We start from the raw sequence: 14,842 nt of genomic DNA, 5'->3' as shown, positions 1-14,842 counted from the left end.
TCAAGGAACGGCGAAAAACCGATTGAAACAGTCTGCGACAAAGCTGGCACCGGTCTCATCGTTGAGATGCAGATGGTGGCCGCCTGGCAGCTGCTCACGGCTAAAGGGTAGACGCTGCAACAGCGCTTCATGCCTGGCCAACATGCCATCGGCCGCTACCACCAATTGAGTTGGACAACTGACACGCTGGACGAAGGACATGGCCTGTTCCTCGGTCAGCCGCAGCGGCGAGGCTAGGGTCAGGCGACTGTCACTGCGCCAGGTGTAGCCACCGGCAACCGGCATCAGGCCACGCTGGGCCAACAGTTCGGCCGCCTCGCGACTGACCGCGACCAATCCCTTCATCCGTGCTTCGATGGCCCGCTCCAGGGTGCTGTAGACCGGTTTGCTCTTGTCCTGCAGGTTGATTTGCGCCTGCAGGGCCATGCCCAGGCGTTCGGCGGCGTCCTCGCCCTTGGCGGTCGGTGGAATGACCCCGTCGATCAAGGCTAGATGGCTGACCCGCTCCGGCAGCGCGGCCGCCAGCACCAGGGATACGATCGCCCCCAGGGAATGGCCCATCAGGGCGAAACGCTTCCAGCCCAGCTGTTCAGCGACTTGCAGCACATCGTACACGTAGTCCCACAAGGCATAGCCGGCCCCCAGGGGGCGATGCCCGGAATGACCATGGCCGGCCAGGTCCAGGGCAACGATACGCAGACCTTTGAGCTTGGGCGCCAGCCGGGCAAAGCTGTTGGCGTTGTCCAGCCAGCCGTGCAGGGCGATGACCGGTAAACCGTCCTCGGGCCCGAACAGATGAGCCGCCAGTTCGATGTGAGGCAGACTCAGGCGCACTTCCTCGACGGTATGGCTCATGCACAACTCCGTTGCTGGCGATCGTCCCAGCGGCTGAACAGCTCCTTGAGCAAGGCCGCCGTGGCAGTGGGCCGCTCAAGAGGAAACATGTGGCCGCCGGGCATGGTCAGCGACTCCCCATGGGGCATGCGCCCCACTGCACTGGTGTGATGACGCATCACCACCCGGCTCTGCTGCCCCCGCACCACCGCCAGGGGCACCTTTAGCTGGTGGGCGCTGCCAGGGCTGGTGTGGGGCACGCCGCGATAGATGCTGATCTCGGTAGCCGGATCGAAGCGCAACCGCAGGCGGTCGCCCACTTGCTGCAGGCCATGCTGCAAATAAGCGTCCAGACAGTCCGGATCGAACGCGCGAAACAGGGTCTTGCGCGAGAAGTAGCTGCGGGCCGCTTCGATATCGGCAAATTCCTCACGACGTCCCAGGGTGCGCCCGGCGGGAGTCAAGCGGTCGATGAAACCAAACCGCTTGGCGGCGCGGATCACCCATTGATCGGCACGGGTCAGCACCGGGGAATCGAGCATGACCACGCCCCGATACAGTTCCGGACAACGCAAGGCCGCATGCAAGTGCAACACCCCGCCCAATGAATGGCCGACGCCCCATACCGGCTGGGCCTGCTGTTGCAGGTGGTGAATCAATTCGTCCACCAGGCTGCGCCAGTTATCGTCCACCGGAAAACGCGGGTCATGGGCGTGCTGCTGCAAATGGCTGACCTGGAACTCAGGCGCCAGGGCAGCGAACAACTTGCCGTAAGTCCCGGAGGGAAACCCATTGGCGTGAGCGAAAAACACCTGTTGCGACATACCGACTCATCCATCCACCAAACCAACAACGATTGTCCGCAAGGCCCCGTACCAGGGCAATGACCGTAACGGACAGGAATGCTGACACCCGGGCTCAGCCTATGACCCGTTGCTTCAAGCCAGCGGCGGCTTCTGTCCCAGCGGCACCACGGCCATGGTCAGGCGCGAGACGCAACTGGCCTTGCCTTCATCACTGCTCAAGCGGATGTCCCAGACATGGGTAGTGCGCCCGATATGAATGGCCCTGGCTACCGCTGTCACCCGACCGCTGCGCAAGCCCCGCAGGTGGTTGGCGTTGATCTCCAGGCCCACGCAATAGAACTGGCTGGCATCGATGCACAGATAGCTGGCCATGGAGCCGACGCTTTCCGCCAGCACCACCGACGCGCCGCCATGCAACAGGCCATAGGGCTGGTGGGTGCGATGGTCGATGACCATGCTCGCCGTCAACGACTCCTCATCGTAGGACTCGAAGCGAATATCCAGCACTTCGCCGATGGTGTTCTTCTGGATTGCGTTCAGTTGTTCGATGTTCGGAGTGGTACGCCACAGACTCATCGCCGCTTCCTTCTCTCGGGTTGTTCTTGTCGATCAATCCTGCCACAGCACGGCTTCGCCACGCTCGCTCCAGGTTTGAAAACTGGCGCCATAGGTGGCTTCGATCACATTGCGCTTGATCTTCAGGGTCGGGGTCAGAAAGCCGTTCTCCACGGCCCAGTTGTCCTTGACCACCACTAGCCGATGCAAACGCTCGTGTTTGTCCAGACTGCCGTTGACCTGAACCAGGAGACTTTCCAGGCTGCTGTGCAGCCCTTCCCGGGAGCTGCCGCCAGCAGCCTGCAAACCGGCCGCCGAAAGCACACACAACCCCAGGGGCGCGCTCAAGCCATCGCCCACCACACACACCTGCTCGATATGGGCATGCACCGCCAGGCGATTCTCGATGGGGGCCGGGGCCACATACTTGCCCTTGCTGGTCTTGAAGATTTCCTTGAGCCGGCCAGTCAGGCGCAAATTGCCGGCAGCATCCTGCTCCCCCTTGTCCCCCGTGCGCAAAAAACCATCCTCGGTGATGGTTTCCGCCGTTTTCTGCGGGTCCTTGTAGTACCCCAGCATGGTGGCCCCGCTGCGCACCTGGACCTCCCCCGCCTCATCGATACGCACTTCGACCTCCGGACAGGGCCGGCCGATCCAGCCCGGAACATGCTCCCCGGACCGCCCGATATGGGAATAACCGCAGCTTTCGGTCATGCCGTAGACCTCCAGCACGTCCAGGCCCAGGCGGCGATACCAATGCAACAGGGTCTGAGGTACCGGCGCCGCGCCCGACAAGGCCACGCGCAATGCGTCGAGCCCCAATCCGGCCAGCACCTTGTGACCGACGCGCCTGCCGATAAAAGGTAGGCCCAAAAGAAAATCCAGACGCTTGGCCGGCACCTTGCTGTACACCCCCATCTGGAACTTGGTCCAGATCCGCGGCACGCCAAACAGTGCAGTGGGCCGGGCCCGCTGCAGGTCAACCAGGAAAGTGTCGAGGCTTTCGGCAAAGAACACGGTCTGCCCGGTGTAGATCGCCGCCATCTCGACGAACATGCGTTCGGCCACATGACACAACGGCAGGTAGGACAGCAACCGATCCTCGGGGCCCAGGCCGAAAAGCCCGACGCCGTGGCTGGCGGCAAAGCTCAGGTTGCCGAAACTGTGCATCACGCCCTTGGGCAGGCCGGTGGTGCCAGAGGTGTAGATGATGGTGGCCAGTTGATCCGCAGGTGGGCAAGGGCTATCCGCCAGGGGCTGGCTACGCTGCACCTGTTCCCAGTCGAAATCGAAATGCCCCTCGGGGCCCAGCGGCAGACGGATGGTGGGCAACCCGGGTTTCAATCCCGGGGCCATGCCCGGCCAGTCATCGAGCTTGCCGATGAAGGCCAGGGCCGACTCGGAATGCTCCAGCACCTGGGCCACCGAATCGGCTGTGAGGTTGGGATACAGCGGCACCGACACATGCCCGGCCATCCAGATCGCCAGGTCGCTGATGATCCAGTGCGCAGAGTTCTTGCCAATGATTGCAATGTGGCTGCCAGGAGCCAGCTGCCGTTCCCGCAGCCACTGGGCGGCACGACGGGCCTGCTGGCCGACGTCGAACCAGCTCAACGCCTGCACCTGCCCTCCGGCGCTGGGCTGCACCAGGAAACGTTGCTGGGGATGACGAGCTTCGCGCTCGTAGAACACTTGCAGCGGCAAACGAAAAGCAGCAGCCATGACTCGCTCCTTTGTTTTTATTCTGTTCGCGACACCAACCAAGCACTTGCTTGGCTGACTATTCCACGCACAAAGGAGCGCTGCAAGTTAAGAAATGTAGCGGATCACGACCCGATACCGAGCGGGGGCAAAAGGTCATGACGGCCAGGGGATTCCCTGGCCGCCGCCAGCATCAAGGGTGCTTGACGCCGTTGAGGGTCATCAGCCCCGCCAGAGGCCAGTCGCCTTCCAGCTCCGCCAGGCTGGCGGTGTTCATGGGCTGGGGATCACGCAGATGGCCATGCTGCAACAGGCCGATCAGGCTACCCACCAGGGGTTGATGGCTGACCAGCAGCAGATTGTCCGCACCGTCCAGTTGCTGCAGCACCTGCAGCGGATTGGCCTCCGGCGTCAGCCAGGACACGGTGCGGATCTCTGCTTCGAACCCCAGGGCCTCGCGTACCAGCTGGGCCGTTTGCTGGGCTCGTACATAAGGGCTGGCGATGATTGCGCTGATGGGCTGGCCAATCAGTTGCGCGGCGCTGCCCAGCACTTCCTCACGACCGTGGGCGGTGAGATTGCGTTGGGCATCGGTGGGCGCGTGGGATTCGGCCTGGCCATGGCGCAGGACCCACAGTTTCACAGCTTGGGCTCCTCATCGCGCACCGGATGGGGCGCTGGCGGCACGCTATGGGGAGCCTCGCCTTCAGGTGCTCGTGGGGTTGGCCAATCCGAGAACGGCCAGGGCTTCTGTTCGGTATGGAAGCTGCCGAAACGGCCGATCTGAGCCAGGAACTGACTCAGGCTGTCACCGAAGTTCATCAGGCCGGCATTGGGTGCGCCGTAGATCAACCGATAAACAAGCTGCACCAGGACCAGGGCGCCAAGGAGGAACTGCGCTACCTGCCACACCATCACGAACACCAGCATCCACAGCACGCGCAGGAGGATGGATTCGTATTTGGCTTCGGAATTCGTATCGTTCATGTCTGGCTCCTGTGCTACTCAGTTGAATCCGCTGGTGGAGATAAAATCGACGTCGGTTTTCGGCTCGCCGCGCATCAAGAGTTCGATCACCTGATTCAGCGTACGCCCTTCGAACAGGATCGCGTGCAGCCCGGCTACCAGCGGCATGTAGACCCCCAACTCCTGAGCCTTGACCTTGAGCACCTTGAGGGTATTGACGCCCTCCGCCACTTCGCCAAGACGCGTCACCGCCTCTTCCAGGCTCAGGCCCTGGCCCAGGGCAAAGCCCACCTGATAGTTGCGGCTCTTGGGCGAGGAACAGGTGACGATCAAGTCACCGACACCCGCCAGACCGAGAAAGGTCATGGGGTTGGCACCCTGGCTCACGGCAAAGCGGGTCATTTCCGCCAGCGCGCGAGTAATCAGCATGCTCTTGGTGTTTTCCCCCATGCCCAGGGCCACCGCCATGCCGGCGATGATCGCGTAGACGTTCTTCAGCGCTCCGCCCAGCTCCACGCCAAAACGATCGGCACTGGCATAGACGCGGAACGTCCGGCCATGCAACACCGCCTGGACCCGCTGGCACAGTTCTTCGTCTTCGCTGGCGACCACGGTGGCGGTCAGGGCGTGCTCGGCCACTTCGCGGGCCAGATTAGGCCCAGAGAGCACGCCGATCCGCGCTTGCGGGGCGATATCCTCGAGGATCTCGCTCATCAGCTTGAAGGTCTGGGCCTCGATGCCCTTGGTCAGGCTGACCAGCATCTTGCCGCTCAACAGTTGTGCGTGGGGGGCCAGTACCGAGCGCAGGGCGCTGGAAGGCAAGGCGACAAAGCACAGGTCACTGTCATTCAGGGTGGCCAGCAGATCGGTGACCGGCTCCACCGCCGGATGAATCTTGATGCCCTTGAGATAGCGCGGATTCTCGCGATTGACCCGAATGGCCTCGGCCTGTTCGGGGTCTCGCATCCACTGCCGCACCGGGTGACCGTTCTCGGCCAGCAGATTGGCCACGGCGGTACCAAAACTTCCGCCTCCCAGGACCGCAATAGGGCGCTGTTGTGTCATATGCAATCCGTTTATCCATAGCAGTGGCGATGGCGGCATTATACGGGGCGGTTTTCCCACCACCAGCCCCAGCGGCCATTCAGACGATCTGTCGGGAACGGGTGGACTCATTCGGGGAATGTCGGGCTTATCGACTGGAAAACTCGACTTTCTCGGTTAACATGCGCGCCATCTTTCAAGATTCAAGGCTGTGCCGTGTCCATTGGCCCCTCACCTCTTCGTCTGTCACTGCTGCTGGGCATGTTGTTCGGCTATCCAGCGCTGGCCGACGATTTGTTCATGGATGGCAGCGCCCTGCCCGAGGTCCTCACCGCCACGCGCCTGAAGCAATCCCCAGCCGCAGTGCCCGGCAGCATGACGGTGCTCGACAATGAACTGATCAAGGCCAGCGGCGCTCGGGACATCAGCGAACTGCTGCGCCTGGTGCCGGGGATGATGGTCGGCGCCATCAGCGGCAATCAGGCCACGGTCAACTACCACGGCACCAACGCCAGCGAAGCCCGGCGCATGCAGGTACTGATCGATGGACGCTCGGTGTATCGCGCGGGCCTGGCCACGGTGGACTGGAGCGATATTCCGGTAGCCATGGAAGACATCGAGCGCATCGAAGTGTTTCGCGGCCCCAACACCGTCAGCTACGGCGCCAACGCGCTGATGGCGGTGGTCAACATCATTACCCGCTCACCCGCCAACAGCCACGGCACGCGCTTCAAGGTGACCAGGGGCCAGCGCGGCATCAACGACTGGTACGCCAGCCAGGGCACTGGCTGGGAAAGCGGCGACCTGCGGCTGTCGTTGTCGGGGCAGGAAGACGATGGCTTCGACAGCCGCCTCGACGGTTCGGACTACCGCGACAGCAGGCGCTTGAATCGTGTCAGTCTGTCGGTGAGCCAGATGATCAATGAACAGCAGAGCATCGATTGGCAATTGAACGCCAAGGAAGGGACTAATCAGCGGCCTTATACCTACAAGCCGGTGTTCTATGGCGTGTCCCAACAGGGCAACAACTCCGATGTGGTGGCCAAGGACTACGCCGGGTCACTGCGCTGGAACCTGGAACTCAATCCGCAGCACAGCCTTTATGTCCAGGGCTCGGCCCAGCACTGGGATCGCCAGCAGACTTGGCGCGCCTGTGACGCGGCGATTTCCTTCAGCCCCGAGCTGACTCGCCTGTGGCAAATCAATCCGAATTACGCCGAGCGCCTGGCGCGCGGCATCAAAGGTTTCAGCGATGCCGGTACCCCGCCCCCGGGATCTCCCGCCGAGCAGGCCATAGCCCAGCAGGTCCTCACCCAGTGGAGCGCCGGCGGCAAGCAAACCGTCTGCGGCAATATCGACCAGAGCGCCCGGGAGACCCGCTACGACCTGGAGTTGCAGGACACCCTGAGCCTCAGCGATAACCTGCGGCTGGTCAGCGGCATGAACTATCGTTACGACCGGGCCGACTCCGAAACCTACTTCAACGGCACCCTCGACGACACCACCTGGCGCCTGTTCGGCCAGTTGGAGTGGCGGGCCAGCGAACACTGGCTGATCCAGGGCGGGGCTATGTACGAAGACACCCAGCTGACCGGCAACTCGCTGACGCCACGGATCGCCGTCAACTACCTGATCAACCCGCGCCACGGGCTGCGCGCGGTGTATTCGGAAGCCATCCGCTCTGCGGACATGTTCGAGAACAACGTCAACTGGAGCTACCGGGTCACCGGCCTGAGCGCTCCGGTCTATGGCCAGAACAGCGCCCAGTACTTCGTCAGGACCCGTGGCCCCGGCAATCTTGACCAAGAGCACATGCGCTCTCGGGAGCTGGGCTACAACGGCTATTTCAGCGACCAGGCACTGAATCTGGACATCAAGCTGTTCTACGACGAAATCAGCGGAATGATCAGCGAACCGCTGCGCAACAACCAGTACATCGCCAGCAACAACAACTCGGCGCGCTTCTCCGGCACCGAGGGCCAGCTGGACTGGCAACTGAGCCGCGCCGACCGCCTGCGCCTGACCTACGCCTATGTCCACGCGCAAGCCAGCAATCGCCTGGACCAGCACCTGACCGCCAGCAACAGCGGTTCTGCCGGCTGGCTGCGCAATTGGGGCCAGGGCTGGTCCAGCGCCCTCTTCTACTATGGTGACAACGCCCTCAACGGCTACCGCTTCCAGCGCATCGACACCCGCATCGCCAAGCGCCTGGCCCTGGGCAAGGCCAGCCTGGAACTGGCAGGCACGCTGCAACAGCGGCTTGACCATGAGCCCACCACCTTCGCCGACAACCTCTACGACTCACGGCACGTGGCCTACCTCAGTGCCGAGCTGGAGTTCTAGCATGGGCCAGCGCGGGCCCTGGAAGGCCCTGGGCATTCATCGCTGTCTCGGTATCTGCCTGATCCTCCTGGGCATGCTGCTGGCGACTCCGCTGCGAGCAGCCGACGTGTTGCTGACCGCCAGTGAAGGCAGCGACAGCGTGCACACCTTCACCGAGGAACTGGCCACCCAGCGGCCTCAGGATCAGGTGCGCTTCGTGCCCTTGGCACAACTGCCGGCACCGAGCCAACTGCCCGCAGCCACGCGCCTGATCCTGCTGGACCTGCAAAGCCTCGACTGGCGCCTGCAAGACCCGCAAGGGCCGGCCACCCTGGTCCTGCGGATCAGCCGCCTGCAGGCCCAGCAGCGTCTGCAAGGCGCGCCTCACCCCAAACTCAGCCTGCTCTGGAGCGACCCGCCCTTGAGCCGCCAACTGCGGCTGATCCACAAGGTGCTGCCCCAGGTGCGCCGGATCGGCGTGCTGTACAGCGAGGACAGCCAGTTCCTGCTCAGGGAACTGCGCGACGCAGCGCAATCCATGGACATGGAAATCGTCGCCGAAACCTGGGACAGCACCAATGACAGCCGCCCGCTGCAGAACCTGTTGCGCAACAGCCAGGTGCTGCTGGGCCTGGACGACCCCAAGCTGTACAACCCGAAAACCGTGAAGAACCTGCTGCTGAGCAGCTACGCCCGGCAACAGGCGCTGATCGGGCCCAATGCCGGCTTCGTCAGGGCCGGCAGCCTGGCCAGCACCTACAGCGACCAGCAGGACTGGCTGCAGACCCTGGACAGCCTGCTGGATCAAGCACCAGCCCACTGGCCCAGGGAGCTGTACCCGGCGGCCTTCAAAGTACTGAGCAATCCACAGGTGGCACGCTCCCTGGGCATCGAGGAAATCGACCCGCAAGCCGTCGCGCACCAGTTGAGTGAAGGAGAGAAACGCCCATGACATTGCGTCGCCGGTGGGATATCCAGACCCGCACTCAGCTCATCAGCCTGGGCCCGGCCCTGCTCCTGACTCTGCTGCTGATCAGTTTTTTCACCTTCGTGCGTCTTCAGGATCTGCGCCAGGAGTTGAACCATACCGGCCAACTGATCGCCAACCAATTGGCCCCGGCCACTGAGTACGGGGTGATCTCCGGCAACAACGAGGGCCTGGAAAGCCTGTTGCAAGCCACTCTGGCCACGCCTCATGTGCACTTTCTGGAAGTCCAGGACAGTGCCAACAACATCCTGGTGTATGTCGAGCAGCCGTCCGCCAGTCACAACCATGCCCAGCAGATCAAGGTCTTCCAGGCGCCGGTGCGCTTGCAGCGCATTCAGGTGCACAACGACTTTCTGCAGAATGATCCAGCCAGCCTGAGCCCCCAGGGCGACGGTTACCTGGGGCGGGTCATTGTCGGCATGTCCAATGACGCCTTCAGCCAGCGTCAACAGGAAATCCTCCTCAAGGCCGGGATTCTCGCCCTGTTCGCCCTGCTCTTCACCTTCTTCCTGGCCCGACGCCTGGCAGCCGGCCTGGCGCAACCCATCAGCGCCATGGGCCACGCGGTGAAGGCGATTCAGGAAGGCGACTTCAAGACGCCGCTGCCGATTGTCGACGACGGCGAGCTGGGCAATCTGGCGCGACATATCAACAACCTCGCCGCCGGCCTGGAACTGGCCAGCCGTGAGCAGCAACAGGCAATGTCACAACTGATCCAGACCCGGGAAGATGCCGAGCGGGCGAACAAGGCCAAATCGGACTTCCTGGCGATGATGAGCCATGAGCTGCGTACCCCGATGAACGGCGTACTGGGGATGCTGCAATTGCTGGAAACCACCGAGATGACCCAGGAGCAGAGCGAGTACGCGGCATTGGCCTCGGAGTCCACCGAGCACCTGCTGAAGGTGATCAATGACATCCTCGACTTCTCGCGCATCGAACGCTCGGCCCTGGAGCTGGAACACATTCCGTTCAACCTCGCCGAGTTGATCAGCAGCTGCGCCCAGGCCTTCCAGCACAGCGCATTGCAACGAGGCCTGGACCTGCAACTGCAGCTGCCGCCGGGCATGGAGTCGCTGCAGGTCAAGGGCGACCCGACGCGAATCCGCCAGATCCTGGTCAACCTGATCGGCAACGCGCTGAAGTTCACCGAACAAGGCAGCGTCACCATCGAGCCCCAGTGGCAGACCCTGGATCACGAACTCCTGTGGTTCACCTGCTCAGTGCGCGACAGCGGGATTGGCATCAGCCCGGCCAGCCTGGAACTGATGTTCGATGCATTCCAGCAGGCCGACAGCTCGATTTCCCGACGCTACGGCGGCACGGGCCTGGGCCTGCCGATCGCCCGGACCCTGGCTGAACGCATGGGCGGCACCCTGCGGGCCCAGAGCGAGGAAGGCCAGGGCTCGGTGTTCACCCTGGAAATCCCCCTGGCGCTGTTTCAGCAAAGCCTGCCCGTGCTGGCGCCGCGAGTGAACACAGCCGCTCACCAGGGCGAAGGCCGCAACGTGCTACTGGTGGAGGACAACCCGGTGAACCAGACCGTGATCCAGGCCATGTTGCGCAGCCTGGGCTTCACCGTCAGCATCGTCACCGACGGCGCCCAGGCGGTACGCAGCGCCGAAAGCCTGATTTTCGAGGCCATTCTGATGGACTGCCGACTGCCACTGGTCGACGGCTACGAAGCCACCCGGCAGATCCGCCAACTGCCCGGCTGCGCTGATTTACCGATCATCGCCCTGACCGCCAACGCCTTGCAGGGCGACCGCGAAGCCTGCCTGGCGGCGGGCATGAACGACTACCTGGCCAAGCCGTTCAAGCGGGCTGATCTGCAGCAAATTCTCCAACGTTGGGTGCAGTAACAGGCTATTTTCCAACAGGTGCGACTGGCGTGACGGGCGAAAGTGCGGCAGTCTTAGGCACCCGACGGGCCCCGAAAAGGCCCTCAAAAAAAATTTCAGTGCACAAGTGTACATTCATGCCCTTTGCGCTGTGACTTTCACTACAACGCAATAGTCTATGAGTAGGCTGCCGGCTCGAGGCATGAACGCTTCGATCGGCCGGGAAGATTGCCCAACCCTGCCGCACGGGACTATTGAGGAGCTCGCATGACCAAACAAAACGCCTTTACTCGGGAAGACCTGCTGCGCTGCAGTCGCGGTGAGCTGTTCGGCCCAGGTAACGCGCAACTGCCCGCCCCCAACATGCTGATGGTGGATCGCATCACCCATATCAGCGAAGAGGGTGGCAAGTACGGTAAAGGTGAATTGGTCGCTGAGCTGGATATCACTCCAGACCTGTGGTTCTTCGCTTGCCACTTCGAGGGCGATCCGGTGATGCCGGGCTGCCTGGGCCTGGATGCCATGTGGCAACTGGTCGGTTTTTTCCTCGGCTGGCAAGGCCTGCCGGGCCGCGGCCGCGCCCTGGGTTCGGGGGAAGTGAAATTCTTCGGCCAGGTACTGCCGACCGCGAAAAAAGTCACCTATAACATTCACATCAAGCGCGTGCTCAAGGGCAAGCTGAACATGGCCATCGCCGATGGTTCGGTCAGCGTTGACGGCCGCGAAATCTATACCGCCGAAGGCCTCCGGGTCGGCGTGTTTACCTCAACTGACAACTTCTAAGGGTTATCCGCATGCGCCGCGTCGTTATCACTGGTCTGGGCATTGTTTCGTGCCTGGGCAATGACAAAGAGACCGTCTCCGCTAACCTGCGTGCAAGTCGCCCTGGCATCCGCTTCAACCCGGAATATGCCGAAATGGGTCTGCGTAGCCAGGTTTCCGGCTCCATTGACCTGAATCTTGAAGAACTGATCGATCGCAAGATCTATCGCTTCGTCGGCCACGCAGCGGCTTACGCCTACCTGGCCATGAAAGACGCCATCGCCGACTCCGGCCTGAGCGAAGAGCAAGTGTCCAACCCCCGCACCGGCCTGATCGCCGGCTCCGGCGGCGCTTCGACCCTGAACCAGATGGAAGCACTGGACATCCTGCGCGAGAAAGGCGTCAAGCGCGTTGGCCCGTACCGTGTAACGCGGACCATGAGCAGCACCGTTTCCGCCTGCCTGGCCACGCCGTTCAAGATCAAGGGCCTGAACTACTCCATCGCTTCTGCCTGCGCCACCAGTGCTCACTGCATCGGTACCGCCATGGAACAGATCCAGATGGGCAAGCAGGACATCGTCTTCGCCGGCGGCGGTGAAGAAGAGCACTGGACCCAGTCGTTCCTGTTCGACGCCATGGGCGCCCTGTCCACCCAGTACAACGAAACCCCGGAAAAAGCCTCCCGCGCCTACGACGCCAAGCGTGACGGTTTCGTCATCGCCGGCGGTGGCGGCATGGTGGTGGTCGAGGAGCTGGAACACGCTCTGGCCCGTGGCGCGAAGATCTACGCGGAAATCGTCGGCTACGGCGCCACTTCCGATGGCTACGACATGGTGGCTCCAAGCGGCGAAGGCGCAATCCGCTGCATGCAGATGGCCATGTCCACCGTCGACGCACCGATCGACTACCTGAACACCCACGGCACCTCGACTCCGGTCGGCGACGTTGCCGAGATGAAGGGCGTGCGTGAAGTGTTCGGCGACAAAGCTCCAGCCATCAGCTCCACCAAGAGCCTGTCGGGTCACTCCCTGGGCGCCGCCGGCGTTCATGAAGCGATCTACTGCATGCTGATGATGGAAGGCAACTTCATGGCCGGTTCGGCCAACATCGACGAGCTGGACCCGGAAGTGGCCGACATGCCGATCCTGACCAAGACTCGCGAAGACGCCACCATCAACACCGTGATGAGCAACAGCTTCGGCTTCGGTGGCACCAACGCTACCCTGGTGCTGAAACGCTGGCAGGGCAAGTAAGCCCCGCCGCTTCGCCGAATGAAAAAGCCCCGACTGGTTCGGGGCTTTTTTTCGCCTGGCGTTCGCCGGTAAGCCGACGCCCAAGCAACCTGCACGAGCCTGCTTGCCAGCGAAAGCGCCTCACACCGAGAAGCGCGCCACCATGGTGTTCAGATCCACCGCCAGCCGCGACAGCTCCTGGCTGGCGGCGCTGGTCTGGTTGGCCCCCGCCGAGGTCTGCAGCGCCAGATCGCGGATGTTCATCAGATTGCGATCCACTTCCCGCGCCACCGCGGCCTGCTGCTCCGAGGCACTGGCAATCACGATATTGCGCTCGTTGATCAGGGTGAAGGCCGAAGCGATTTCCTCCAGCGCCTGACCTGCCGCCTTGGCCACTTCCAGGGTCGAGCGGGCCCGGCTGTTGCTGTGCTGCATGGAACTGACCGCCTGGTCGGTGCCTTGCTGGATCCCGCCAATCATCTGCTCGATTTCCTGGGTCGACTGCTGAGTCCGATGGGCCAGGGCCCGCACCTCATCCGCCACCACGGCAAACCCGCGCCCGGCATCCCCGGCTCGCGCAGCCTCGATGGCCGCGTTCAGTGCCAGCAGGTTGGTCTGTTCGGCGATGGAGCGAATCACATCCAGCACCTTGCTGATGCCATAGACCTTCTGTGCCAGCTCTTCCACCTGGCTGGCATTGGTCGTCACATCCTCGGCCAGCAACTCGATGGAGAGCACCGTCTGATGCACCTGCTCACGCCCATGCTGGGCGATCCGGTCCGACTCCCGAGAGGCTTCGGAGGTGGCCACGGCATTGCTGGCCACCTCCTCCACCGCGGCGGTCATCTGATTCACCGCAGTGGCCGCCTGCTCGATTTCCAGGCTCTGCTGATGCAGGCCCCGGGTCGCATCCTCGGTCACGCAACTGAGCTCTTCCGAGGCGGAGGCCAACTGGCTGGAAGAGTCGGAAATGCGCCGGATGGTTTCCCGCAGGCTGTGCTGCATGGCCTTGAGCGCCTGCAACAGACGCGCCGGCTCATCCTTGCCAACCACCGTGATGTCACCCGTCAGGTCGCCGCCGGCCACCACCTCGGCGACACTCAGGGACTGGGCCAGGGGCAGGACGATGCTGCGGGTCAGCAACAATGCCAGGCCAATGGTCACCAGCGCCGCCACCGCGATCATGCCCACCACCCAGACCCGCGACTTGCTGAACACGGCCTGGGCCAGGTCCGTGGCCTGGGTCGCGCTCTGCTTGTTCAACTCGACCAGTTCATGCAGGGTCGCCGCCATTTCATCGGCCAATTGATTCATTTCGCCATTGACCACCTTGATCGCCTCTTCCAGCTGGTTCTGGCTGGAAAAGGCCATGACCTGGGCCTGGCGCTGCAGGTACTGCTTCTCAATGGCCTTGAAACGATCGAACAGGACCCGTTCCTGGGGCAGCACGATCAATGACTCATAGCGCCCCTGGGCAACCCCCAGGCCAGTCTTGATGTCGTTGATCTTCTTTTCGTTCTGGACAAGCGCTTGCGGGTCGCGATTGATCAGCAGACGCAGGGTCAGGGCACGGATGCGCAGCAGGTCCTGACTCATGTCACCGACGAACATGACGCTGGGCAGCCAGTTGCTTTCCACTTCATCGGACTGCTGGCGCATATTGGCCATCTGCATCAGGGCGAATGCCCCGAGGGCAAACACCATCAGCGCCAGCAAGCCGAAACCCAGGCCTGCGCGCGGCGCGATATTGAGACTTCTAAGGCTCATTCCTCTGGCTCCTTCCTAGAGCGC

At 62.6% G+C, this 14,842-nt stretch carries 13 protein-coding genes and 1 pseudogene; 5 read left to right on the top strand and 9 right to left on the bottom strand.

Annotated elements, in window-relative coordinates:
* From ACMGF8_RS14060 to ACMGF8_RS14030, 7 genes are all read right to left on the bottom strand, one after another.
* Complete coding sequence (locus tag ACMGF8_RS14060) at nucleotides 1-855, bottom strand: alpha/beta hydrolase (RefSeq protein WP_102863947.1); 855 nt, start codon at nucleotides 853-855, stop codon at nucleotides 1-3.
* Nucleotides 852-1,658 carry an alpha/beta fold hydrolase gene (locus ACMGF8_RS14055; RefSeq protein ID WP_416759962.1) on the bottom strand — a complete coding sequence of 269 codons (807 nt, stop codon included), beginning with the start codon at nucleotides 1,656-1,658 and terminating at the stop codon, nucleotides 852-854. The genes ACMGF8_RS14060 and ACMGF8_RS14055 overlap by 4 nt, the downstream gene beginning before the upstream one ends.
* Before the next feature lie 114 nt (nucleotides 1,659-1,772).
* Complete coding sequence (locus tag ACMGF8_RS14050; protein ID WP_207167279.1) at nucleotides 1,773-2,216, bottom strand: hotdog fold thioesterase; 444 nt, start codon at nucleotides 2,214-2,216, stop codon at nucleotides 1,773-1,775.
* 33 nt (nucleotides 2,217-2,249) lie between these two features.
* Complete coding sequence (locus ACMGF8_RS14045; protein WP_416759960.1) at nucleotides 2,250-3,917, bottom strand: AMP-binding protein; 1,668 nt, start codon at nucleotides 3,915-3,917, stop codon at nucleotides 2,250-2,252.
* A 172-nt stretch (nucleotides 3,918-4,089) separates the two neighbouring features.
* Nucleotides 4,090-4,539, bottom strand: coding sequence for a phosphohistidine phosphatase SixA (gene sixA, locus ACMGF8_RS14040; RefSeq protein WP_102863951.1), 450 nt, complete (start codon nucleotides 4,537-4,539; stop codon nucleotides 4,090-4,092).
* A complete protein-coding gene (locus tag ACMGF8_RS14035; protein WP_102863952.1) occupies nucleotides 4,536-4,883 on the bottom strand; it encodes a DUF4389 domain-containing protein in 348 nt (115 codons plus the stop codon). The genes sixA and ACMGF8_RS14035 overlap by 4 nt, the downstream gene beginning before the upstream one ends.
* 18 nt (nucleotides 4,884-4,901) lie before the next feature.
* The gene (locus ACMGF8_RS14030) at nucleotides 4,902-5,927 is read right to left on the bottom strand and encodes an NAD(P)H-dependent glycerol-3-phosphate dehydrogenase (protein WP_102863953.1); all 1,026 of its coding nucleotides are present in this window, start codon (nucleotides 5,925-5,927) and stop codon (nucleotides 4,902-4,904) included.
* Between the two features lie 195 nt (nucleotides 5,928-6,122).
* Here ACMGF8_RS14030 and ACMGF8_RS14025 point away from each other — a divergent pair, with 195 nt between their 5' ends.
* From ACMGF8_RS14025 to fabB, 5 genes are all read left to right on the top strand, one after another.
* Nucleotides 6,123-8,249 (top strand): TonB-dependent receptor plug domain-containing protein, encoded by a 2,127-nt coding sequence (locus ACMGF8_RS14025; RefSeq protein ID WP_416759957.1) that lies wholly within the window; start codon nucleotides 6,123-6,125, stop codon nucleotides 8,247-8,249.
* 1 nt (nucleotide 8,250) lies between these two features.
* Entirely contained in the window at nucleotides 8,251-9,180 is a 930-nt protein-coding gene (locus ACMGF8_RS14020; protein WP_416759955.1) for an ABC transporter substrate-binding protein, read from the top strand.
* Complete coding sequence (locus tag ACMGF8_RS14015) at nucleotides 9,177-11,078, top strand: ATP-binding protein (protein ID WP_102863956.1); 1,902 nt, start codon at nucleotides 9,177-9,179, stop codon at nucleotides 11,076-11,078. Before ACMGF8_RS14020 ends, ACMGF8_RS14015 begins: the two co-directional genes overlap by 4 nt.
* Before the next feature lie 246 nt (nucleotides 11,079-11,324).
* Nucleotides 11,325-11,840 carry a 3-hydroxyacyl-[acyl-carrier-protein] dehydratase FabA gene (gene fabA, locus ACMGF8_RS14010; RefSeq protein ID WP_011060067.1) on the top strand — a complete coding sequence of 172 codons (516 nt, stop codon included), beginning with the start codon at nucleotides 11,325-11,327 and terminating at the stop codon, nucleotides 11,838-11,840.
* Nucleotides 11,841-11,851: 11 nt separating this feature from the next.
* Complete coding sequence (fabB, locus tag ACMGF8_RS14005; protein ID WP_047302756.1) at nucleotides 11,852-13,072, top strand: beta-ketoacyl-ACP synthase I; 1,221 nt, start codon at nucleotides 11,852-11,854, stop codon at nucleotides 13,070-13,072.
* Nucleotides 13,073-13,192: 120 nt separating this feature from the next.
* Here fabB and ACMGF8_RS14000 read toward each other — a convergent pair whose 3' ends face one another.
* Together ACMGF8_RS14000 and ACMGF8_RS13995 are read right to left on the bottom strand one after the other, a co-directional pair.
* The gene (locus ACMGF8_RS14000) at nucleotides 13,193-14,056 is read right to left on the bottom strand and encodes a methyl-accepting chemotaxis protein (RefSeq protein WP_375538615.1); all 864 of its coding nucleotides are present in this window, start codon (nucleotides 14,054-14,056) and stop codon (nucleotides 13,193-13,195) included.
* A pseudogene (locus ACMGF8_RS13995) lies at nucleotides 14,048-14,818 on the bottom strand (MCP four helix bundle domain-containing protein); the annotation flags it as partial. The gene ACMGF8_RS14000 and the pseudogene ACMGF8_RS13995, both read right to left, overlap by 9 nt.
* Nucleotides 14,819-14,842: the final 24 nt, after the last annotated feature.

This window comes from Pseudomonas sp. BNK-7 (genome assembly GCF_048072025.1).
Lineage (GTDB): Bacteria > Pseudomonadota > Gammaproteobacteria > Pseudomonadales > Pseudomonadaceae > Aquipseudomonas > Aquipseudomonas danubii.
Note: the sequence above shows the minus strand (reverse complement) of the source record. Positions and strands in the feature narration are given on the sequence as shown.